The sequence below is a fragment of the Streptomyces sp. ICC4 genome (assembly GCF_003287915.1).
Classification (GTDB): domain Bacteria; phylum Actinomycetota; class Actinomycetes; order Streptomycetales; family Streptomycetaceae; genus Streptomyces; species Streptomyces tritrimontium.
On the sequence record NZ_CP030286.1, the window covers coordinates 625,707 to 647,444 of the forward strand.

General features: G+C 71.1%; 23 protein-coding genes, 3 tRNA genes and 1 pseudogene. 15 read left to right on the forward strand and 12 right to left on the reverse strand.

The window, feature by feature from the left end; all coding sequences use genetic code 11:
- Positions 1-46: 46 nt before the first annotated feature.
- Positions 47-577, reverse strand: a complete 531-nt coding sequence (locus DRB89_RS02950; protein WP_112450003.1) for a universal stress protein — start codon at positions 575-577, stop codon at positions 47-49.
- Positions 578-1,024: 447 nt separating this feature from the next.
- Here DRB89_RS02950 and DRB89_RS02955 point away from each other — a divergent pair, with 447 nt between their 5' ends.
- The 4 genes from DRB89_RS02955 (at position 1,025) to DRB89_RS02970 (ending at position 3,781) form a co-directional block, all read left to right on the forward strand.
- Positions 1,025-1,372 (forward strand): hypothetical protein, encoded by a 348-nt coding sequence (locus DRB89_RS02955; protein WP_112453630.1) that lies wholly within the window; start codon positions 1,025-1,027, stop codon positions 1,370-1,372.
- A gap of 376 nt (positions 1,373-1,748) precedes the next feature.
- Positions 1,749-2,918, forward strand: a complete 1,170-nt coding sequence (locus DRB89_RS02960; RefSeq protein WP_112450002.1) for a helix-turn-helix domain-containing protein — start codon at positions 1,749-1,751, stop codon at positions 2,916-2,918.
- 81 nt (positions 2,919-2,999) lie between these two features.
- Positions 3,000-3,602, forward strand: coding sequence for an oligoribonuclease (orn, locus tag DRB89_RS02965; protein WP_112450001.1), 603 nt, complete (start codon positions 3,000-3,002; stop codon positions 3,600-3,602).
- A 106-nt stretch (positions 3,603-3,708) separates the two neighbouring features.
- Positions 3,709-3,781, forward strand: a tRNA-His gene (locus tag DRB89_RS02970).
- A 59-nt stretch (positions 3,782-3,840) separates the two neighbouring features.
- Here the strand turns inward: DRB89_RS02970 and DRB89_RS42675 are convergent.
- The gene (locus DRB89_RS42675) at positions 3,841-3,996 is read right to left on the reverse strand and encodes a hypothetical protein (protein WP_162688454.1); all 156 of its coding nucleotides are present in this window, start codon (positions 3,994-3,996) and stop codon (positions 3,841-3,843) included.
- Positions 3,997-4,117: 121 nt separating this feature from the next.
- Here DRB89_RS42675 and DRB89_RS02975 point away from each other — a divergent pair, with 121 nt between their 5' ends.
- Positions 4,118-4,618, forward strand: coding sequence for a MarR family transcriptional regulator (locus tag DRB89_RS02975; RefSeq protein ID WP_112450000.1), 501 nt, complete (start codon positions 4,118-4,120; stop codon positions 4,616-4,618).
- A 38-nt stretch (positions 4,619-4,656) separates the two neighbouring features.
- Here DRB89_RS02975 and DRB89_RS02980 read toward each other — a convergent pair whose 3' ends face one another.
- The 5 genes from DRB89_RS02980 to DRB89_RS02995 all read right to left on the reverse strand — a co-directional run bounded on the left by DRB89_RS02980 (position 4,657) and on the right by DRB89_RS02995 (position 8,669).
- Positions 4,657-5,346: an NAD(P)-binding domain-containing protein gene (locus DRB89_RS02980; RefSeq protein ID WP_112449999.1), complete on the reverse strand. Its 690-nt coding sequence runs from the start codon at positions 5,344-5,346 to the stop codon at positions 4,657-4,659.
- A 154-nt stretch (positions 5,347-5,500) separates the two neighbouring features.
- Entirely contained in the window at positions 5,501-6,142 is a 642-nt protein-coding gene (locus DRB89_RS02985; protein WP_112453629.1) for a disulfide bond formation protein B, read from the reverse strand.
- A gap of 11 nt (positions 6,143-6,153) precedes the next feature.
- Positions 6,154-6,318, reverse strand: coding sequence for a DUF5993 family protein (locus DRB89_RS43600; protein WP_204357787.1), 165 nt, complete (start codon positions 6,316-6,318; stop codon positions 6,154-6,156).
- A gap of 172 nt (positions 6,319-6,490) precedes the next feature.
- Positions 6,491-7,870, reverse strand: coding sequence for a HAMP domain-containing sensor histidine kinase (locus DRB89_RS02990; protein WP_112449998.1), 1,380 nt, complete (start codon positions 7,868-7,870; stop codon positions 6,491-6,493).
- 109 nt (positions 7,871-7,979) lie between these two features.
- Positions 7,980-8,669 (reverse strand): response regulator transcription factor, encoded by a 690-nt coding sequence (locus DRB89_RS02995; protein ID WP_112449997.1) that lies wholly within the window; start codon positions 8,667-8,669, stop codon positions 7,980-7,982.
- A 79-nt stretch (positions 8,670-8,748) separates the two neighbouring features.
- On the opposite strand from DRB89_RS02995, the gene DRB89_RS03000 reads away from it, so the two are divergent.
- On the forward strand, positions 8,749-9,306 hold the full coding sequence (locus DRB89_RS03000) for a hypothetical protein (RefSeq protein ID WP_112449996.1): 558 nt from the start codon (positions 8,749-8,751) through the stop codon (positions 9,304-9,306).
- A 40-nt stretch (positions 9,307-9,346) separates the two neighbouring features.
- Here the strand turns inward: DRB89_RS03000 and DRB89_RS03005 are convergent, their stop codons facing one another.
- Together DRB89_RS03005 and DRB89_RS03010 are read right to left on the reverse strand one after the other, a co-directional pair.
- Positions 9,347-10,219, reverse strand: a complete 873-nt coding sequence (locus DRB89_RS03005; RefSeq protein WP_112449995.1) for a fused MFS/spermidine synthase — start codon at positions 10,217-10,219, stop codon at positions 9,347-9,349.
- A 34-nt stretch (positions 10,220-10,253) separates the two neighbouring features.
- A complete protein-coding gene (locus DRB89_RS03010; RefSeq protein WP_204357786.1) occupies positions 10,254-10,712 on the reverse strand; it encodes a hypothetical protein in 459 nt (152 codons plus the stop codon).
- Positions 10,713-11,111: 399 nt separating this feature from the next.
- On the opposite strand from DRB89_RS03010, the pseudogene DRB89_RS43605 reads away from it, so the two are divergent.
- From DRB89_RS43605 to DRB89_RS03025, 4 genes and pseudogenes are all read left to right on the forward strand, one after another.
- Positions 11,112-12,335, forward strand: a pseudogene (locus tag DRB89_RS43605) (tetratricopeptide repeat protein); the annotation flags it as partial.
- 81 nt (positions 12,336-12,416) lie between these two features.
- Positions 12,417-13,814, forward strand: a complete 1,398-nt coding sequence (locus tag DRB89_RS03015) for a pyridoxal-dependent decarboxylase (protein WP_112453163.1) — start codon at positions 12,417-12,419, stop codon at positions 13,812-13,814.
- Entirely contained in the window at positions 13,811-14,266 is a 456-nt protein-coding gene (locus DRB89_RS03020; protein WP_112446550.1) for an HD domain-containing protein, read from the forward strand. The genes DRB89_RS03015 and DRB89_RS03020 overlap by 4 nt, the downstream gene beginning before the upstream one ends.
- 130 nt (positions 14,267-14,396) lie before the next feature.
- Positions 14,397-14,591, forward strand: coding sequence for a hypothetical protein (locus DRB89_RS03025; protein ID WP_112446551.1), 195 nt, complete (start codon positions 14,397-14,399; stop codon positions 14,589-14,591).
- A gap of 347 nt (positions 14,592-14,938) precedes the next feature.
- Here the strand turns inward: DRB89_RS03025 and DRB89_RS03030 are convergent, their stop codons facing one another.
- Both DRB89_RS03030 and DRB89_RS03035 read right to left on the reverse strand, forming a co-directional pair.
- Entirely contained in the window at positions 14,939-15,130 is a 192-nt protein-coding gene (locus DRB89_RS03030; protein WP_112446552.1) for a DUF1059 domain-containing protein, read from the reverse strand.
- Between the two features lie 460 nt (positions 15,131-15,590).
- Positions 15,591-15,661 (reverse strand) — tRNA-Gly (locus DRB89_RS03035).
- A 167-nt stretch (positions 15,662-15,828) separates the two neighbouring features.
- On the opposite strand from DRB89_RS03035, the gene DRB89_RS03040 reads away from it, so the two are divergent.
- From DRB89_RS03040 to clpX, 5 genes are all read left to right on the forward strand, one after another.
- Positions 15,829-15,905, forward strand: a tRNA-Pro gene (locus tag DRB89_RS03040).
- A gap of 243 nt (positions 15,906-16,148) precedes the next feature.
- Entirely contained in the window at positions 16,149-17,552 is a 1,404-nt protein-coding gene (gene tig / locus DRB89_RS03045; protein ID WP_112446553.1) for a trigger factor, read from the forward strand.
- A 299-nt stretch (positions 17,553-17,851) separates the two neighbouring features.
- The gene (locus DRB89_RS03050; RefSeq protein ID WP_112446554.1) at positions 17,852-18,469 is read left to right on the forward strand and encodes an ATP-dependent Clp protease proteolytic subunit; all 618 of its coding nucleotides are present in this window, start codon (positions 17,852-17,854) and stop codon (positions 18,467-18,469) included.
- Positions 18,470-18,555: 86 nt separating this feature from the next.
- Positions 18,556-19,227: an ATP-dependent Clp protease proteolytic subunit gene (locus tag DRB89_RS03055; RefSeq protein ID WP_112446555.1), complete on the forward strand. Its 672-nt coding sequence runs from the start codon at positions 18,556-18,558 to the stop codon at positions 19,225-19,227.
- Positions 19,228-19,380: 153 nt separating this feature from the next.
- Complete coding sequence (gene clpX, locus DRB89_RS03060; RefSeq protein ID WP_112446556.1) at positions 19,381-20,667, forward strand: ATP-dependent Clp protease ATP-binding subunit ClpX; 1,287 nt, start codon at positions 19,381-19,383, stop codon at positions 20,665-20,667.
- A gap of 78 nt (positions 20,668-20,745) precedes the next feature.
- Here clpX and DRB89_RS03065 read toward each other — a convergent pair whose 3' ends face one another.
- Positions 20,746-21,696: a hypothetical protein gene (locus DRB89_RS03065; protein ID WP_112446557.1), complete on the reverse strand. Its 951-nt coding sequence runs from the start codon at positions 21,694-21,696 to the stop codon at positions 20,746-20,748.
- Positions 21,697-21,738 lie beyond the last annotated feature (42 nt).

Sequence of the window (21,738 nt, forward strand, 5' to 3'; positions counted from 1 at the left end):
ACCCCTTACAAGGGGGTTCACAACCACACAATCGACATACGGTCGGTTACGGGATGACAACGACGGGTCGCTGCGCCCGCTTCGCCAGCCGGCCCGCCACCGAGCCGAAGATCCGGCCGACGATCCCGTGCGTGGAGCCGACCACGATGGCGTCCGCCGAATACTCCCGGCCGACCTCCTCCAGCTCGTGGCAGATGTCCCCGCCGCGCTCGACGAGGATCCACGGGACCTCGGAGAGGTAGTCGGCGCACGCCAGCTCCAGGCCCAGCACCTCGGTGCGGTGGTCCGGCACGTCCACGAAGACCGGCGGCTCGCAGCCGGCCCACACGGTGGTGGGCAGCCGGTTCGCCACATGGACGATGATCAGACCGGATCCTGAGCGACGGGCCATCCCGATCGCGTACGCGAGGGCGCGCTCGCTGGACGTGGATCCGTCGAAGCCCACCACGACCCCGTGCCGGAAGGCCGGGTCGCAGGGATGACGTGGTTGTTCCACCGCGCGCAGGTCGGCCGATTCAGTATCGGCGAGGTGTTTGCGCTTGCGGTCCGCAGGTTCGGAGAATTCGTGACCGGCCATGGGTGTCTCGACGAAGAGGTCCTCGGGGGAAGGGACAAGGCGGCGTGGCGACAGTAGGCGGAAGCGACGGTTCTAGCGGTGAAGATTCCGGGAATGGCAACTCAGTGTGACCGAGCTCTGTCCGGGAAGCATCTTCCCAAGCCATACCCACCAGGGTACGGCGACACTCCTGTGCTGCACAGGGCATGCCGCCCTTGGAGAGCGTCCAAGGGAGCATGCCGCAGCGCCGCCGCCTTGGCAATGGCCGCTGTCCCCTACAGGCAGTGACGAATGACTCCGTCCCGGGTAGGCGCCACCCGTGCGCGCAGTGACCGAGCCGCTCCGCCCGGCGTTGGACACGAGTCCGACCGTCCAGGAAGAGCCCGCAGGGAGCACGCCGTGCCCGGTCATCCGGTTCACCCCGTCCAGCCCGCTCAGTCGCCCGCTCAGCCGAAGCAGTCCGTCCACATGTCGCCTCCCCCTCTTCACTCTTCCGTGCACCCCGCCAGACGTACTCATGACGACCCCGCGGGTGACGTGGTGCGCTGGGCGGCTTTCAGCTGCCTGCTCGTCCCGGTCGTCCTGGTCGTCTACGGGACCTCGTTCGGCGGGGCAGCGGTGGCCACGCTCGGCCTGGCCGCCGTCACGGCCGCCTGCCGGGTGCTGCTGCGGCACTCGGAGAAGGAGGAGCGGAATGCCGCCCGGGTGCCCGTGGAGGACCGCGCCGCGCCCGCCCACCGGGGCCGGCACTCGCGCGCCGGGGGCTCCGTGCACCGGGGATGTCACGGTTCCGCCGGTTTGCCCCCTCACGACTGACCGATTCGCACATCCACACCCGCACGTTTTCAGCCAACTTCCCGGCAGGTCACCCCCCTTGCCGGAATGTCCCCCCAACCTCCTCACCATCAGCGACTAGTCCGCCACAGGGGGTCCCTGACCCTATGAGTACTGGCCATGGCCGGACAGTGCGCTTCCCTCGCGGGTGGCGGAGTGGAACGCTTCCTGATCGAATACTTTTCGCCAAGTTGCCAAGTCGACATAGCGCTGCGTGCTGAACTTGTCACGCCGACACCACGGGACGCAGTAGATTCGATCATGTATTTACGGCGGGGGAGCCACGTGCAAGGCCGAGGGGAAACGTGCAGGTGCGACCAGACCAAGGAGTCGCGACACCCAAGGGGGGCTTAGCGCCATGAGCCAGGATTCCACCGCCGTCGTCGTAGACGGCAGGAAGCTCGCGGGGCGTCGCCGCAGGGAGATCGTCGCGGTGCTGCTCTTCAGCGGCGGGCCGATCTTCGAGAGCTCCATTCCACTTTCCGTGTTCGGCATTGACCGGCAGGACGCGGGAGTTCCACGCTATCGATTGCTCGTCTGCGCCGGTGAAGACGGTCCACTGAGGACCACCGGCGGACTCGAGCTGACCGCGCCATACGGGTTGGAGGCGATCGCCCGGGCAGGCACGGTCGTCGTGCCCGCGTGGCGTTCCATCACCTCACCGCCGCCGCCGGAGGCGCTCGACGCACTGCGTCTGGCGCACGAGGAGGGTGCCCGGATCGTCGGACTGTGCACGGGGGCATTCGTGCTCGCCGCCGCGGGTCTGCTGGACGGCCGGCCCGCGACGACGCACTGGATGTACGCGCCGACGCTGGCCAAGCGCTACCCGTCCGTCCACGTCGATCCGCGCGAGCTGTTCGTCGACGACGGCGATGTGCTGACGTCCGCGGGCACCGCGGCCGGAATTGACCTGTGCCTGCACATCGTGCGCACGGACCACGGCAGCGAGGCGGCCGGTGCGCTGGCCCGTCGACTCGTCGTGCCGCCGCGCCGCACGGGTGGCCAGGAGCGCTATCTCGACCGGTCTCTGCCGGAGGAGATCGGCGCCGACCCGCTGGCCGAGGTCGTCGCCTGGGCACTGGAGCACCTCCACGAGCAGTTCGACGTGGAGACGCTCGCCGCCCGCGCCTACATGAGCAGGCGCACCTTCGACCGGCGGTTCCGCTCGCTCACCGGCAGCGCACCGCTGCAGTGGCTGATCACCCAGCGGGTGCTCCAGGCACAGCGGCTGCTCGAGACCTCCGACTACTCGGTCGACGAGGTCGCCGGACGCTGCGGGTTCCGTTCGCCGGTCGCGCTGCGCGGGCACTTCCGCCGCCAGCTGGGGTCCTCCCCGGCCGCCTACCGCTCCGCCTACCGGGCCCGTCGCCCGCAGGCGGACGTGGCCCAGGTGGCGCAGCTGTCGGAGTCGCCGGTACCGCACCAGCGCACTCCTCAGCCCCAGCGGACCGCGGCCGCACTGGCCGCGGCCGGTCCCACGGTGACGGAGCTGTACGCCCCCGGGCGGGTGCTGCGCGAGCACGCGTAGCCCCTTGCGGGCATCGCTCGAAGAAGGTCCCCCGCATCGGCGGTCACCGATGTGGGGGACCTTCCGCATAAGGTGGGGCGCATGAACGATCGCATGGTGTGGATCGACTGCGAGATGACCGGGCTCTCGTTGACGGACGACGCACTTATCGAGGTGGCCGCACTGGTCACCGACTCGGAGCTCAACGTGCTCGGCGAAGGCGTGGACATCGTGATCCGCCCGCCGGACGCGGCCCTGGAGACCATGCCCGACGTGGTGCGCGAGATGCACACCTCCTCCGGCCTGCTCGAAGAGCTGGCCGGCGGGACCACCCTCGCGGACGCCGAGGCGCAGGTCCTGGCCTACGTACGGGAACACGTGAAGGACCCCCGCAAGGCCCCGCTCTGCGGAAACACGGTCGGCACCGACCGCGGTTTCCTGCTGCGCGACATGGCCGCGCTGGAGGGGTACCTGCACTACCGGATCGTGGACGTCTCCTCGATCAAGGAGCTGGCGCGCCGCTGGTACCCGCGCGCGTACTTCAACAGCCCCCCGAAGAACGGCAACCACCGGGCGCTCGCGGACATCAAGGAGTCCATCGCCGAGCTGCGCTACTACCGGGAGGCCGTCTTCGTGCCGCAGCCCGGTCCGGACTCGGACACGGCGCGGACCATCGCCGCCAAGCACGTCGTCCCCGGCGCGTAGCACCCCGTAGTACCCGACAGCGAGGGGCACGGGGAAAGGGGGGAGCGAGCACCCTCCCGGACCCTGTAACCTTTTCTTCGGCCGGTCGGTTTTCCGACCGGACATGGTGGGTGTAGCTCAGTTGGTAGAGCACCTGGTTGTGGTCCAGGTGGCCGCGGGTTCAAGTCCCGTCACTCACCCTGCGAGAAGGCCTCGTTCCGCGAAAGCGGAGCGGGGCCTTTCGCGTACCCGGGGCCCGTCAGGCACGGTCAGGTGGTGGGAGGTCGCAGTGGACGGTGCCGGGTTTGTCGGGCTCGCGGGATGCGAGGCGGTGCGGGACGCCGTCGGTGGCGAGGAGGGCGGTGAGACCGCGGGCGACGGCGCCGCGGCCGCCGGTGACGAGGATCTTCGACATGGCTTCTTCCTGTTCTCGTTCCTGTTCTAGACTGAGGACGTGACACAGATTCCGTGTGACACATTCTCTGCGTTACGCATTTCCTGTGTCACACAGACAAATTTGAAGCACGGAGAAGCCGATGTCAACCAACAACCCCCGTTCGAGTGCGGAGTGGACCCGCGCCGAGCTGCTCGCGCGCATCGTCACCGAAAGCCAGCGGCACTACGCCGACTACTCGCTCTTCAGCCAGGCCATGGCCGACCACGTCGGCCTGCACCCCACCGACCTGCAGTGCGTCGCCCTCCTCGACATGGAGCCCGAACCGGTCAGCACCGGTGACGTCGCCCGCCTCACCGGCCTGACGTCCGGTTCGGCTACCCGGCTCGTCGACCGCCTGGTCAAGGCCGGCATCGTCGAGCGCCGCGCCGACCCGAACGACCGCCGCCGCTCCCTCGTCGCCCTCGCCCCCGCCGCCCGCGACCGGATCGGCGCGGCCTGGGAGACCCCGGGCCGCGCCTTCGGCGCCGTACTGGAGGGCTACTCCGACGCCGAGCTCGCCGTCATCGGCGACTACCTGCACCGCGCCGCCGAGGTCGGCCGCGCCCAGGCCGAGCGGCTGGCCTCGAGCGCCACCGACTGACTGAGGGGCACCCCGGCCCCCCGGAGCCCGGCCCCGGGTCAGACCTGCGGGCCCGGCTCCGTACGCCGCGCGCCCTGGATGTGGAAGTTGAAGTCCGTGTGGCCGAGGGCCCCCATCAGCCGGAGCCAGATCGGCAGCAGCATCTCCGTGCCGCGCGCCGTCTCGATCCCGCCCAGGTCGATGACGGTGTGCTCGCGCCAGTCGAAGGAGTACAGGAGCTCGCGCACGGCCTTCTTCGCCTCGGCGTCCTCGCCCGAGAGGAAGACGGTGTGGTCGCCGGGAACCCTGGCCGGGTCGACCATGACCTGGCAGTTCATCGTGTTCAGCGTCTTGACCACGCGCAGCCCCGGGAAGGTCCGCTGGATCAGCTCGCCCAGGCTGTCGCCGTCCACCGGGTCGAGCCCCGGCGGGAAGCCGTGCGAGAAGTCCAGCGGGTTCGCGATGTCGATCAGGATCTTGCCGTCCAGGTGCGAGGCGTCCGCCGCCGTCAGGGCGGCCACGCTGACCCGCCCGCCCGTGGCGTTGACCAGCGTCTCGCCGCCGCGCGCCGCTTCCGCGAAGCGGGCGAGCCCCGCTCGCGGGTGGGCCGCCTGCCACTCGGCGTACTCGCCGCGGGCGAGGGTGGCCACGGGGTCGCGGGTGCCGATGACGACCTCGTGGTCCAGGGAGAGCAGCCGGGCGGCCACCGTACGGCCGACGATGCCGGTGCCGAGAACTGCGTAGCGCATGGCGGGTTCCCATCCGATAGGGGTGCGGGCGCGAGTACTCAAGCAGTTCCGCCGCGTTCGCGCGCGGGCGGCGTCGACTCCCCGCCAACCTCCGCTAGTGCTGTGACGGGCAGGGTTCACCGGGTCACGGCGCCCGGCACGGCACGGCACGGCACTAGTCGATGATCCCCACATCGTGGAAGAACTGGTAGCGCGAGGGGTCGTCCGGGAGGAACCAGTGGAATCCCTCTTCGAGGAAGACCGCCACGATGTTCACGGCGATCACCAGCCCCAGGAACCACAGCGCGGCCAGCCCCACCGTGCGGTACGCACCCGGCCCGTCGGCCGGAATGACCCGGTCGGCCGTGGAGTGGGCGAAGGCGAGGACGATCCCGACGGCGACCACCGAGGCCTGGAAGAGGATCCACGCCCATACGTACAGGTGCAGGCCGAACACCTCGCTCCCGAACCCCTTGTCGCCCGGCAGGATGTGCAGCATCGTCTGGCGCCACGAGGCGAAGGAGCCCGCGATCACCGCGACGAGCGTGAGGCCCCAGCCCATCATGTAGTCGCGGCCGGTGACCGCCCCGTGCGTCAGCGCCGTACGGATGACGTGCCCGGCCCCGATCGCCGCCAGCAGCATGAACATCCGCTGCACGATGCAGAGCGGGCACGGGTACTCCCACAGCCCGAACTGGTAGAAGAGCCCGCCGCAGACCACACCCGTCCAGCCGATGGCGAAGGCGCACGCGAACCAGTACTGGACGCGCCCCAGCAGCCCGCCCTCCAGCGGCGCCTCCGGGAGGAGGCTGGACATCGCGGCCACCGTCAGTAGCTCAGGGTGAGGGCGAGGCCGCTGGTGATGTGGTGCGCCATCAGCAGGATCACGGCGAGCAGCATCAGCCACCAGGCACCGAGCACCACGAACCGCGACGCGTCCCGGTACATCGCGATCAGGGTGGCGAGGAGGCCGCCGAAGATGAGGGTGTCCATGGCGCGGACCGTATCGACATGGGGACATACCGGGCGCGCGGCGCGCCCCCGACCGCTCCGGGGTTACGTCGGTTGCCCCGCACGGTCAGCCACCCGCACGGTCAGCCACCCGCACGGTCAGCCACCCGCGCGGCCGGTCGCCCCGCGGGGTCCCCGCCGGTCGCCCGTGCCGTCAGTCGCCCCGCCGCTTGCGCCGGCCGCGCCCCGCGCGGGCGGACCCGCCCCGCGTGCGGCCGTCCAGGGCGATCCACACCCGCACCTCGGTGCCGCCGAGCACCGAGCGCCCCAGCCGCACGTCACCGCCCGTCGATTCGGCGACGCGCCGCACGATGTCCAGGCCGAGGCCCGTCGAACCGTCCCGGCCGCCGTCGTTGCCGCGCCGCAGGGCCGCGTCCGGATCGGCGATGCCGCCCCCCGCGTCCGAGACGAGCACGATCACCGCGTCCCCCGCGTCGTGGACGTCCACCGCGAAGGGAGTGCCCTCCGGGGTGTGCCGGAAGACGTTGCCGAGCATGGCGTCCAGCGCGGCCGCGAGCTCGGGCCGGGCCACGGGGATCCGTACCGTGCGGTCGACCCCCGCGAGCCGCACCTCCCGGCCCTCGTCCTCCGCCAGCGCCGACCAGAAGTCCATCCGGTCGCGGATCACCTCGGAGGCGTCGCAGCCGGCACCGCCGCCGCCCGTGGCGGAGGCGGGCGCGCGCTGCTCGCGGGCCGTACGGATGATCGTGTCGACCTCGCGCTCCAGTTGCTCCACGGCCGCCCGGGTCTGCTCCGCCGCCGGACCGTCGCCGAGCGAGGCCGCGTTGAGCCGCAGCACCGTCAGCGGCGTCCGCAGCCGGTGCGAGAGGTCGGCGGCCAACTCCCGCTCGTTGGCGAGGAGCTCCACCACCTGGTCCGCCATCGAGTTGAACGCGACGGCCGCCGAGCGGAGTTCCTTCGGCCCCTCCTCGGGGACCCGCGCGCCCAGCCGTCCCTCGCCCAGCCGGTGCGCGGCGTCCGCGAGCCGCTCGGCCGGCCGCACCAGGCGGGCGCCGAGCCGGTCCGCCACCGCCACCGAGCCCACGACCAGGGCGAGGCCGACGCCCGCGAGGACCACCCAGGCGGTGGCGACGCCGTTGCTGACCTCGCTCTCCGGGACGAGGATCTCCACCACCGCGATGTCCCCGGAGCCGAGCGCGATGGGCTGGAGCAGCGCCGAGCCGCCGCCCGACACCGGGGCCGTGGCCGCCCGCCCGATCCGCCGGGTCTCGGCGACGGCGTGCTCCCCGGCCCAGCCGTCGCCGATGTCCACGCGCGGGGTGTCTGCGACGGCCGGGACGTGCACGGCCATCCGCCGGGCGGCGCCCATCTGCGTGGACTCCACCGCCTTGCGCAGCTGGACCGGGTCCGTCGTGATCGACAGCGTCGGCCCGATGGTGGCGGCCTGCCGCTCGGCGTTGGAGAACGCCCGGTCGCTGGCCATCTCCTGGACGACCAGCCCGAGCGGCACGGCGAACGCCACGACCACCATGACGGTGACCGCGAGGCACACCTTGACCAGCGCCCACCTCATCTCCGTCGGCTCGCTCCGCCGCGGCAGCGGCTGTCGTCGCGGTCGCCCGCGCGGCGCGGAGGTGCGGCCGTCGTGCCCGCCCGCGGCCCGGTGGCCGCGCGTGCGCCGCTCACTGAGGCGGCTCCAGCTTGACTCCCACACCCCGCAGCGTGTGCAGGTAGCGCGGGCTCGCGGCGGTCTCGCCGAGCTTGCGGCGCAGCCACGACAGGTGGACGTCGATGGTCTGGTCGTCGCCGTAGGACTGCTGCCAGACCTCCGCGAGCAGCTCCCGGCGGGCCACGACCACGCCCGGCCGCCCCGCGAGGAAGGCCAGCAGGTCGAACTCCCGCCGCGTGAGGTCCAGTACCGTCCCGTCCAGCTCGGCCTGGCGCCGCAGCGGGTCGATGGCCAGGCCGCCGACGCGCAGGACCCGCGAGGGCGGCTCGGCCCCGGCGGCGGAGCGCGCGCGGCGCAGCACGGCGGCCATCCGGGCGGAGAGGTGCTCCACGGAGAAGGGTTTGGTCAGGTAGTCGTCGGCGCCGTCGTTGAGCAGCCGGACGATCTCCGCCTCGTCGTCCCGGGCAGTCGCGATGATCACGGGCACATCGGTGATGCCGCGCAGCATCTTCAGCGCCTCGGACCCGTCCAGGTCGGGCAGCCCGAGGTCGAGGATGACCACGTCGAAGCGGTGGTGCGCGACCTCGCGCAGTGCCTCCAGGGCGGTGCCGACGCTGCGCACGGTGTGCGAGGCCTCGGTCAGGTGCCGGATGAGGGCGGAACGTACGAACTGGTCGTCCTCGACCACGAGCACACTAGCCATGGCCCGCACCGTAGCCCATTCGGGGGATGCCCGAGGGTGCCGGTCCAGGTCTGGGACGGGTGGGGCAGGATGTCCCCCGATGCGACGAGGACATGTCGGTAGAGCAGTCAGCCATGCGGGAGCGTGGACGCTGGCGACCGGGGCTGCGGTGACGCTGTCGTGGTGGGGCGTGCACACGGTCATGTCCGGCACGGCCTACGATCCCCCGCTCGCGGTGCCGCTGACCACGCGGCCGCTCTCCTCCTCGACGCACCAGGCGCTGCCCCCGGACCCGGACCCGTCCTCCTCGCCCTCGGCCTCCGCCCCGGCGTCCCCCTCGGAGTCCGCCCCGTCCGCCTCCGCCAAGGCGTCGACGCCGCCGTCGCGGCCGGCGCCCGCCGCGCGTTCGAACGGTCAGGGCGGCGCGGGCGCGAGCGGGAACGTGAAGTCGTACAGCGTCTCCGGCGGGCGGGTCGTCTTCGACCTCGGCGCCTCCTCGGGCGAGCTGGTCTCGGCGACCCCGGCGGCCGGCTGGCGGATGCAGGTGTGGAAGCACGAGTCCTGGATCCGCGTCACCTTCACCCGCGACGGCCGGGAGGTGTCGGTGTTCTGCACGTGGCACGACCACCCCCCGCTGGTGGAGATCGTCGACCCCTGAGCCGAGCGACCCCCGAGCTGAGCGACCCCCGAGCCGAGGGTCAGCGGAAGACCGACGGCGGGGGCTCCGGCGAGGCGACCGCCGAGGCGTCCGAGACGGGGACGGCGCCGCCCGCGAAATCGATGAGGGCGCGGCCGTGTTCGACCCGGCCGGGGTGCGGGTCGCTCGCGACGCGGCGGGTGAACTCGGCGAGCGGGAGCTCACGGTCGGCGGCCACCAGGACGGCGTTGCCGAATCGTTTGCCCCGCCACACCACCGGATCGGCGGCGAGCGCCAGCTCCGTGAAGCGCGACGCGGCCGTCGCGATCTGGCCCCGCAGGTGGGTGAGGGGCGGCCCGTCCGCGAGGTTCGCCACGTACCAGCCGCCCGGCGCCAGGGCCCGGCGTACGTCGTCCAGGAACTCGGTGCTCGTCAGGTGCGCGGGGGTGCGGGCGCCGCTGAACACGTCCGCGATCACCAGGTCGGCCCAGCCGTCGGGGATCTTGGCCAGCCCGGCCCGGGCGTCGACCGACCGGACCCGGATGCGCGCCTGCGGGTCCAGCGGCAGGTGCTCCCGTACGAAGGCCACGAGCCCGGCGTCGATCTCCACGACCTGCTGCGTCGAGCGGGGGCGCGCGGCGGCCGTGTAGCGCGCGAGGGTGAAGGCGCCGCCGCCGAGGTGGAGGACGTTCAGGGGCTGGCGGGCGGGCGCGACGAGGTCGATCAGGTGGCCGATCCGGCGCTGGTAGGAGAAGTCCAGGTGTCCGGGGTCGTCCAGGTCCACGTGCGACTGCGGGGCGCCGTCGATCAGCAGGGTCCAGGCGCGCGACCGCTCCCGGTCGGGCTCCAGCACGGCCTGGCCGCCGTCCACCTGCCCGAGCTGCGCCTCGGAGGTGTCGCGCCCGCGCCGCTTGTCCTTGCCCTTGCCTGCCACGTCCTCATTATGGCTGGTCAGGGACCGTGGGGGGTCAGCGGCAGTTGTCGGCGGCCTCGATCAGCCGGGCCGCCTCGCCGAGTGCCGCGCGCAGCACCTCCGGATCGGTGACCGGCCCGACGGCCTCCGGCGGCAGCAGCCAGCCGGTGTCGCCCGCGGTCGGCGAGGTGTCGCCGAAGCGCATGCCGCGCCCGTTGGTGTGCGTACAGGCGCTGCCCGGGAGGTCCCAGGCGTCGGCGGTGCCGGGCGGGACGAGGAAGCCGAGGGTGCTGCCGGAGCCGTCGTGCAGGACCGGGCCGACGCCGCCGGCCCGGCTGGCGCTGGCCTGGCCGGCGGCCCGGCGGATGATGTCGACGGCCTCCAGGCCCTGCCGGGTGGGCACGGTGACGAGGTCCGGGGCTCCGGCGACCGAGGGCGCGCCGGTGATCAGGTATGAGCCGGTGATCAGGGGCGCGCCGGGCTCGGGCGCGGTGTTCGTTCCAGTGCTCTCCATGCCGCCCTCCACCAAGGGAACCCCTCCTCGATCCGCGTACGAACCTCGCGGGAGTGGATGCCGGAAGCCAGGAAGCTTCCTCCCACTCCGCATGGGTTCAACGCACGGGGGCGTCAACAGGTGCGGCGGCAAGACGCTGCAAAGGATGGCAGTTCATGGCGGATCGCGGGTGAGATATCCGTTTTGTAGCCAAACCCGGGGTGGGCATCCCAGCTCCAGCGGTACTTTCATGCCGCTGAAGCTCACCCGTCATGGGGATGGTTCGCAGCCAGAGAGGCCACGTCCGTGACTCCGCTCCCCCACCTACACGGAGGGGGGCTTCCAACCCGAGGGCTGCGGTCCAGCCCGAGCCGACCCCTTAGCGGGGCAGAGGGAAACTACCAGAGAGCAAGGGAACTGATGGCGGCGTCCCCCCACTCACCCAACACCCCCTTCCGGCGGCTGCGCGGTCAGCACTCCCCGGCCGAGTTCGCCGCGATGGTGCGCAGGGCGGCGAAGGAAATCGGAGAAACGGTTTCCTGCGACGCCCGTTACGTCGGCCGGGTCGAGTCCGGCGAGATCCGCTGCCCCAACTACGCCTACGAGCGGGTCTTCCTCCACATGTTCCCCGGCCGCACCCTGGCCGATCTCGGCTTCTCCCCGCGCGAGAGCGTCCGCGGCCGGCTCGCGCAGCGCGAACGTCCCTCGCCCTCCTCGCCGTTCTCCCCCTTCACCCGGCGCCCCACCGCCGGTTCCCCTTCGCGTTCCAAGGAGAGCGACGTGCTGCGTCGCGCGTTCATGGCGGGCGGCTCCGCGACCGTGGCGGCCGCGACGCTCAGCCTCACCCTGCTCGGCGACACCCGCCGGCTCCCCTCCCGCGCCGGCGAGTCCGAGGCGGCCGCGGTCGAGGACGCCGTACGCCAGATCCGGCTGCTGGACGACCGGCACGGGGCGGACGCCCTGTACCGGCGGGCCGCGGAACCGCTGCGCACCGCCTACGCGTTGCTCGACGCGGGGGCCACCCGCCAGTCCACCGAGGACCGGCTGCACGCGGGCGCGGGCGAGCTGGCCGTCTCGGTCGGCTGGCTCGCACACGACTCGGGCCGCTTCGACGACGCCCGCTCGCACTACGCGGAGGCGCTCGCCACGGCCCGGGTGGCGGGGGACGCCGCCCTGGAGGCCCACGCGTTCAGCAACATGGCCTTCCTCGCCCGGGACTGCGGGCGTCCCCGCGAGTCGGTACGGGCGGCCCAGGCGGGCCGCCGCGCCGCCCGGGCCCTCGGGTCCCCGCGGCTGCTGTCCCTGCTGGCCCTGCGGGAGGCCGGGGGCTGGGCGGGGCTCGCGGACCGCAAGGCCTGCGAGGAGGCGCTGACCCGGGCGCACACGGAGTTCTCGCGGGGCCCCGCGGCGGCGGACCCGGAGTGGATGTCCTTCTTCGGCGAGGCCGAGCTGGAGTCCCTGGAGTCCCGCTGCTGGGCGGCGCTCGGCGAGCACGCCCGCGCGGCCCGGCACGCGCGCCGGGCGGCGGACCTCCAGGATCCGCACTTCGCCCGCAACGTCGCCTTCTACACCGCCGAGTTGGCCGGCGACCTGGCCCACGCGGGCGCCCCCGACGAGGCGGCCTGGGCGGGCGCGCCCATCCTCCCGCCCCGGAGCGTGGGCCCGAAGGCCACCCGGGCGCGATTGGCCCGGGCCGCCGGGCCCGGCGGCCCCTACCGTGCGCCCATGGACCGCACGCTCGCCGCCGACCTCGCCCGCCTCCCCGACCTCCTCGACGCCACCCGCGACGCGGCCGCCGCGGCCCTGGCGGCCCTGGACGCGCGTCCCGTCGTACCGCCGCCCCCGGACGGGCCGCCGCGGGAGCCCGAAGCCCTGCCCGAACACGGCACCGGCACGGAGGCGGCCCTCGCCGCCTTCGCCGCCCGCTGGGCCCCGCGCCTGTCCGCCTCCGCCGGCCCCCGCTACCTCGGCTTCGTCACCGGCGGCGCCACCCCCGCCGCCCTGGCGGGCGACTGGCTCACCGCCGCCCACGACCAGAACTCCAACTCCGCCCTGGACGGCGCCGGCCAGGACCTCGAACGCGAAACCGTCACCTGGCTCCGCGACCTCTTCCACCTCTCCGACGCCCACACCGGCACCTTCGTCAGCGGCGCCACCATGTCCAACACCACCGGCCTCGCCATCGCCCGCGAATGGCTCGGCGAACGCCTCGGCGTCTCCCCGGCCGAGGACGGCGCGGCCGCCCTCGGCCCGGTCCGGGTCCTCTCCGGCGCCCCGCACTCCTCCATCGCCAAGGCCCTCTCCGTCCTCGGCCTCGGCCGCCGCGCCCTGGTCCCCGTACCGACCCTCCCGGGCCGCGAGGCCGTCGACCCGGCCGCCCTGGAACGCGCGCTCGCCGACGCGCCCGGACGCCCCGCCGTCGTCGTCGCCAACGCCGGCACCGTCAACACCGTGGACTTCGACGACCTCCGGGCCATCACCGCCCTGCGCGAACGCCACGACTTCTGGCTGCACACGGACGCCGCCTTCGGCGCCTTCGCCGCGCTCTCCCCGGAACACGCCCACCTCACCGCGGGCCTCGACGCCTCCGACTCCGTCTGCGTCGACCTGCACAAGTGGCTCAACGTCCCCTACGACAGCGCCGTCCAGTTCACCCGCCGCCGAGACCTGCAAGCCCGCGTCTTCCAGAACGCCGCCGCCTACCTCGGCCCCCTCGGCGAGAACCCCGACCTGGTCCACCTCACCCCCGAGAACTCCCACCGACTGCGGGCCCTGGCCGCCTGGTTCACGCTGCGCGCCTACGGCCGCGAGGGCCACCGCGAGATCGTCGAGCGGGACATCGCCTGCGCCCGCGCGCTGGGCGAGACGCTCGCCGCGGAACCGTCCTTCACGGTCCTCGCCCCGGTCCGGCTGAACGTCGTCTGCTTCACCCTCGCCGAACGGCCCACCCCCGCCCGCCTGACGGCCCTGCGCGAAGCGGCCGGGTCCGAGGTCTTCGTCACCCCCACGACGTACGCGGGAACCCCCGCCCTGCGCGCGGCGTTCTCCAACTGGCGTACCACCCAGGCAGATGTACGCCGGGTCGCGCAGGCCTTGCGCACGGCGGCGAAGGAGCTCGGATGACGGAACAGCCCCTGACACTCATAGAGGTCGAAGCCCTGGCCCGCACCGCGCACGAGGGCCAGACGGACAAGGCCGGCCGGCCGTACGCGGAGCACCTCGCGGCCGTCGCCGAGGGCGTCCGCGCCCGCGGCGGCACCGCCGAACAGCAGGCGGCGGCCTGGCTCCACGACGCGATCGAGGACGATGCGCTCAGCCCCGACTGGCTGGCCTCCGCCGCGCTCCCCCCGCACGTCAAGGCCATGGTCCTGGCGCTCACGAAGCGCCCCGGGGAACCGGTCGAGGGGTACACGGCCCGCATCCTCGCCACGCCCGGCGCCCGCCTGGTCAAGGAGGCCGACCTCGCGCACAACGCGGACCCGGCCCGCCTCGCGGTCCTCGACGCGCCCACCCGGGACAGGCTGTCCGCGAAGTACGCGTATGTCCGCTCGCTGCTGGGCATCGCCGCGCCCTGACGCGAACGGGCCACTGCCGATTCGTCACGGGACGGATAGCCGGGGCGTGTTGGTGGGAGGATGGTCCATGTGGGGGTACGCCAGGCCGTCCCCCGGGCCGACCAGGGGACGACCGAAGGTGTGATCAGAAGTGGCCATTTCTCTGTCAGTGGTGGTTCTGTTGGCGATCATCCTGGTGGTGCTCGTTCGCGGTAACCACCTCAAGGCCGGCCCCGCGGTCGTCGCGGTCCTCTTCGGCTTCTTCCTCGCGTCCAGCTCCATCGCCCCGGACGTCAACCGCTTCCTGAACTCCCTAGCGGACACGATCGCCGGCATCAAACTCTGAACCCCCGAGCGCGCCGCCCGCCCCGGCAGCACCGCGCCCCCCGTGAACGACGAAGGGCCAGATCGAGTCGAGGAAACATCCTCTGACCTGGCCCTTTCGACTTCAGAGCGGGTGATGGAAACCGAACCCGCGCAGCTAGTCTGGAAGATCGCTCACCCACATCGACCCTGACCCGCGGTGCCGCTGACCTGCGCGTTCCCAGCCCCCGTGCTGCCGTTGCCCGCTACTCCCCGCCCGCCGCCGCCCAACCTGGCACGCGAAGGACACGGCGACCGGTCAGCGCACGAGTAGGACGCAGTTTGCAGTTCACCATGCATGCCCCGCCTCCGGGAGGCGGGCCTTGGATGTCAGGCGTGCTGCGGCGCCTCGTCCTTCAGCATGGTCCGCAGCATGGCGCGGAACTCCGGTGTGTCGACCTCGCTGTGTACGGACACGGAGTGCTCGGTGGCCGCCCGGACTACTTCTTCTTCCTCGCCCGTGATGGTCAGGCTGCACTTGGCCTCGCTGGGGTAGTCCCTGCAGTCAATGACCTTACGCATGGTGTGCCTCCCGGATTGGTGGTGCGGCTGCCGACGTCGCCGTCCGAGTGGTGCCCGGCGCGAGGGCGGACGCAGGCGCGTTTAGGGGCCTCCTTCCACGATCCTCCCTGCGGACCCGGGACGCGCTCTGGGGGCAGCCTGGTCAATGCGTGGCCTCCCCTACACCCCAAACCCGGCCGGCCGCACCACCTCGGGCCCGTCAGCAAGCCACGCGGTCAGCGGAGCGGCTCTGGCCGGTGTCCTGCCCGGTTCGGGGTCGAGCGTGATCAGGGGCCGTAGGAGGTTCTCCCGCGTAGATCGCGTACGCGGGTCCACCCTGACCGTCACGACGCCCCTCGTGCGGCGCTGGTGTGCCGACAAGCTCGGCGCCAGCACCGGGCCCACCACCGTGGCGCAGCCCTGGGAACGACGAAGGGCCAGGTCGAGGAGATGTCCTCTGACCTGGCCCTTTGTGTCTCTGAGCGGGTGACGGGAATCGAACCCGCGTAGCTAGTTTGGAAGACTAGTGCTCTACCATTGAGCTACACCCGCATGACGTGTGACGGAGGTCCTGGGACCTCGGCACGGACAGCATCCTAGCGGGTCGGGGCGGCGGATCGCACACCGCATTTCGGGCCCGGGTGCGCGAGTGGTGGCGCTTTCGCCGAAACTCCGCACGGCGGAGGGTCTTCGGGCATGTACCCTACGTGTCGCACCGACGGGGTGTGGCGCAGCTTGGTAGCGCGTCCGCTTTGGGAGCGGAAGGTCGTCGGTTCGAATCCGGCCACCCCGACCAGCAGGAAGCGCCCGGAGGGGGCTGTGTCTCCCCTCGGCGCCTCCCCTTCCCCACGGCTTCCGCCCGGCCGCGCGCACCCTCATCGAGACCGCATCGATGATCGCGTTGTGGGCTGATTGCCGCTTGCGGCTACTATGCAAGCTGCGTGCCCGTGTGTCTGATGTACCGGGCCCGATCCGCTGAAAACCGCTGAGTCGCGGCGACAGCAGAGACCCCCGCAGTCAGCCACAAGGAGACCGAACCGTGAAGAGCGCCGTGGAGACCCTGAACCCGACTCGGGTTCGGCTCACTGTTGAGGTGCCCTTCGAGGAGCTCAAGGACAGCCTCGACGCGGCCTACAAGAAGATCAACCAGCAGGTCACGGTGAAGGGCTTCCGCAAGGGCAAGATCCCGGCCCGCGTCATCGACCAGCGCTTCGGCCGCGGTGCGGTGCTGGAGGAGGCCGTCAACGACGCCCTCCCGAAGTTCTACACCGAGGCCGTCAACGAGGCCGACCTGAACCCGCTGGGCCAGCCCGACGTCGACATCACGGAGCTGAAGGACGGCGAGCTGCTGGCCTTCACCGCCGAGGTCGACATCCGTCCCGCGATCGAGATCCCGGACTACTCCGGCATCGAGGTCACCGTGGACGCCATCGAGGTCTCCGACGAGGACGTCGAGAAGTCGGTCGAGCAGCTGCGCGGCCGCTTCGCGTCCACCAAGGACGTCGAGCGCGCCGCCCAGGACGGCGACGTCGTCACGATCGACCTCGAGGCCAAGGTCGCCGGCGAGGTGCTGGAGGACGGTGTCGCCCAGGACGTCTCCTACACCATCGGCTCGGGCGAGCTGCTCGAAGGCATCGACGAGGCCGTCAAGGGCCTGGAGGCCGGTGGCGAGGCCACCTTCACCTCCCAGCTGAAGGGCGGCTCCGCCGAGGGCCAGGACGCCGAGGTCACCGTCAAGGTCACCAAGGTCTCCGCCCGTGAGCTGCCGGAGCTGGACGACGAGTTCGCCGGCATGGCCAGCGAGTTCGACACCCTCGAGGAGCTGAAGGCCGACAGCCGCAAGCGCCTCGAGAACATGAAGCAGTACGACCAGGCCACGCAGGCCCAGGAGCGCGTCCTGGAGAAGCTGCTGGAGCTCATCGAGGTCCCGATCCCCGAGAAGCTCCTCGCGGACGAGGTCCAGACCCGCAAGCACAACCTCGAGCACCACCAGCTCGGCCAGATGGGTCTCTCCATCGAGAAGTACCTCGAGATCCAGGGCAAGACGGTCGAGGAGTTCGACGCCGAGACCGCCGAGCAGGCGATCAAGGGCATCAAGACGCAGTTCGTCCTCGACGAGCTCGTCAACAAGGAGAAGCTGAACGTCAACCAGGAGGAGCTCACCGAGCACCTCATGCGGCGTGCTGCCTCCTCCGGCATGTCCCCCGACCAGTTCGCCCAGGCCGTCGTCGAGGGCGGCCAGGTTCCGATGCTCGTCGGCGAGGTCGCCCGCGGCAAGGCCCTCGCGGCCGTCGTCGAGGTCGCCAAGGTGACCGACACCAACGGTGAGGTCGTCGACCTCTCTGACGACGAGGACGACGAGAACGCGGTCGAGCAGGCCGCCGAGACCGTCGAGAACGTGGTCGAGGCCGACGGCGAGATCGCCGCCGACGAGGCCAAGTAACACCCGGGTCAACCCCCGCGGAGCAGTACCCGAGCATGGCCCGAAGGGCCCGTACGCCGTCGCGTCCGGGCCCTTCGGCTTTGCCCGTTGAGGGACCTCCGGGAAGGGTCCGGGACCTTGCGCTCCGAGCGAACAGTTCGGGAAGCGGGATGGCGTTGTCCTACCTGCGCGTTAGGGTCCATGAATACGAGGGCACGGGAGTACCCGACGCCGGCGGGCATCGTCCGCACCGGTTGGTCCGAGCCCCAGAACGAGACGCTGAGACGGCACATGGCCGTCGGAGACGAGCAGGTGGATACGTGACGAATCTGAAGCCTTACGCCGCGGGTGAGCCGTCCATCGGTGGCGGCCTCGGCGACCATGTCTACAACCGGCTGCTCGGCGAGCGCATCATCTTCCTCGGCCAGCAGGTCGACGACGACATCGCCAACAAGATCACCGCCCAGCTCCTCCTCCTGGCCGCCGAGCCGGAGAAGGACATCTACCTGTACATCAACAGCCCCGGTGGCTCGGTGACGGCCGGCATGGCGGTCTACGACACCATGCAGTACATCCCGAACGACGTCGTCACCATCGGTATGGGCATGGCGGCCTCGATGGGCCAGTTCCTGCTCACCGGCGGCACCGCGGGCAAGCGCTTCTCGCTCCCGAACACCGACATCCTGATGCACCAGGGCTCCGCCGGCATCGGTGGCACCGCCTCGGACATCAAGATCCAGGCCCAGTACCTGCTGCGCACGAAGCAGCGCATGGCTGAGATCACGGCCCACCACTCCGGCCAGAGCGTGGAGACGATCATCCGCGACGGCGACCGCGACCGCTGGTACACGGCGGAAGAGGCCAAGGCTTACGGCCTCATCGACGAGATCATCTCCGCCGCGTCGCTGGTCCCGGGTGGCGGTGGCACCGGGGCCTGATCCCGGCCCCGGCGCGCGAGATCCCGCTCGGGAGCTCGTACGCCCGCCCGCACCAGGCAAGCCTCAGCCCGCAGAACGCCACCAGGATGGTGAACACCCAGATGCACCTGAACAACCTTTCTCCCGCGAGCGGCCTCTACACCGGCGCGCCGGTGGACAACCGCTACGTCGTGCCGCGCTTCGTCGAGCGCACCTCGCAGGGCGTGCGCGAGTACGACCCGTACGCGAAGCTCTTCGAGGAGCGCATCATCTTCCTCGGCGTGCAGATCGACGACGCCTCCGCCAACGACGTCATGGCGCAGCTGCTGTGCCTGGAGTCGATGGACCCGGACCGCGACATCTACCTCTACATCAACAGCCCCGGCGGCTCCTTCACCGCGCTGACGGCGATCTACGACACGATGCAGTTCGTGAAGCCGGACATCTCGACGGTCTGCATGGGCCAGGCGGCCTCCGCCGCCGCCGTCCTGCTGGCCGCCGGCGCCCCCGGCAAGCGCATGGCGCTGCCGAACGCCCGCGTGCTGATCCACCAGCCCTCGGGTGGCACCGGCCGCGAGCAGCTCTCCGACCTGGAGATCGCGGCCAACGAGATCCTGCGCATGCGCGACCAGCTCGAGAACATGCTGGCCAAGCACTCCTCGACGCCGATCGAGAAGATCCGCGACGACATCGAGCGCGACAAGATCCTGACGGCGCAGGACGCGCTGGCGTACGGCCTGATCGACCAGGTCGTCGCCACCCGCAAGACTTCGCACTGATCCTTGCCGACTGTTGGCGTGGGCACGTCGCCGGATTGGGCGATGTGAACCACGTCAAGGGGGCCCCGCACGGGGCCCCCGGCAAGGTACCGTCGGATATGAGGCACCAGGAGCGCTGAACCAGGCGTCTCCCAGGCGAAGGGGAAGCACCTCGTGGCACGCATCGGTGACGGCGGCGACCTGCTCAAGTGCTCGTTCTGCGGAAAGAGCCAGAAGCAGGTGAAGAAGCTCATCGCGGGACCCGGTGTGTACATCTGCGACGAGTGCATCGACCTCTGCAACGAGATCATCGAAGAGGAGCTCGCGGAGACTTCCGAGGTTCGCTGGGAAGAACTTCCCAAGCCCCGTGAGATCTACGAGTTCCTGGAGAGCTACGTCGTCGGCCAGGAGCCGGCGAAGAAGGCGCTCTCCGTCGCTGTGTACAACCACTACAAGCGCGTCCAGGCCGGCGAGAACGGCGGCGGGACGGGCCGGGACGACGCGATCGAGCTCGCGAAGTCCAACATCCTCCTGCTGGGCCCCACGGGCTCGGGCAAGACGCTGCTGGCCCAGACGCTCGCCCGCATGCTCAACGTTCCGTTCGCCATCGCCGACGCGACGGCGCTGACGGAGGCCGGGTACGTCGGCGAGGACGTCGAGAACATCCTGCTCAAGCTGATCCAGGCGGCGGACTACGACGTCAAGAAGGCCGAGACCGGGATCATCTACATCGACGAGATCGACAAGGTCGCCCGCAAGAGCGAGAACCCGTCGATCACGCGCGACGTGAGCGGTGAGGGCGTGCAGCAGGCCCTCCTGAAGATCCTGGAAGGCACGACCGCTTCCGTACCGCCGCAGGGCGGCCGCAAGCACCCGCACCAGGAATTCATCCAGATCGACACGACGAACGTGCTGTTCATCGTGGGCGGCGCCTTCTCCGGCCTGGAGCGGATCATCGAGTCCCGCGCCGGCGCCAAGGGCATCGGCTTCGGGGCGACGATCCGCTCGAAGCGCGAGATCGAGGCGAGCAACCAGTTCCAGGAGGTCATGCCGGAGGACCTGGTGAAGTTCGGGATGATCCCCGAGTTCATCGGCCGTCTCCCGGTCATCACCTCGGTCCACAACCTGGACCGCGAGGCCCTGCTCCAGATCCTCATCGAGCCGCGCAACGCCCTGGTGAAGCAGTACCAGCGGCTGTTCGAACTCGACGGTGTGGAGCTGGACTTCGAGCGCGAGGCGCTGGAAGCCATCGCGGACCAGGCGATCCTCCGCCAGACCGGCGCGCGAGGCCTGCGCGCCATCATGGAAGAGGTCCTGATGTCGGTGATGTACGAGGTCCCGTCCCGCAAGGACGTGGCCCGCGTGGTCATCAGCGCCGATGTCGTCCGCTCCAACGTCAACCCGACGCTGGTCCCGCGGATCGTCCCGAAGGACCAGGGCCCGCACGAGAAGTCGGCGTAGTACGCCGGAACACACGCAGAAGGGGCGCCCCCGACTGGGGCGCCCCTTCTGCGTGTGTGGCCGTGCCGTCCGTCCCCGCTACTTCTTGACGCGGGCGGTGTTGTAGAGCTTCGCGGCGAGCTCCGCGGTCTGGTCCAGGGTGTAGCCCGGCTTGCCGGCCAGGATCGACGCCACGTCGGTGGCGCCGACCATGCTGAGGGTGCTGTAGTCACCCCACACGCAGATCGGCACGGTGAACTCCTTCGGCCCCTTCTCCGTGGTGCTCGTGGAGATGAGCTTCATCTCCTGGCACTTCAGCACCGCGCCCTTGAAGCCCGCCGGGGTCTTCGCCTGGGGGCTTCCGACCAACTCCACCTTCGTGGAACCGTCCTTGGCCGCGTTGAGCTTGGCCATGGCGAAGTACGCGTCCACGGACTTCTCCGGGTCGGTGACGTCGCCGTAGAGCCCCGAGAAGTTCAGGCCCTTGGTGGTCAGCGGGTTCTTCGGGTCACCGGCCTGGTAGTTCATGCCCACCTGGGTGGGGTTCTTGATGCCGACCCCTTCGGCTTCCTTCTTGTCCTTGTCGCTGAAATCGGGGTCCTTGTACTTCGGGTCCTTCTTGAAGTCGTCCACCGTCGCCGGAGCCACCAGCTTGTAGCCCTTGGTGTCGGCCGAGATCGAGGCGCCCGCGCCGCCGCCCGCCGTGAAGTACCAGCCGGCGCCGCCGATCACGGCGACCGCCAGGACCACGGCGATGATCACGCCGGCCTTGGACTTCTTCGGGGGCGTGCCGCCGTACGGGGCAGGCTGCTGGTAGCCGCCGTACGGGGGCTGCTGCTGCGGGTAGCCCTGCTGCGGCACTCCCTGAGGGGCCTGCTGCGGGTACCCGTAGCCGGGCTGCGCGCCGGGCTGCTGGCCGTACGGCCCGGGCTGCTGCCCGTAGGGCCCCGGCTGCCCAGGCTGCCCCGGCGGCTGCTGCGGCTGCTGCCCGTAAGGCCCGGGCTGCTGCGGCTGCTGGCCTCCATATGGCCCCGGCTGGTTGTAGCTCATCCCGCGTCCCCCCATGAGGTTGCTTTATGCGTCCCACACATC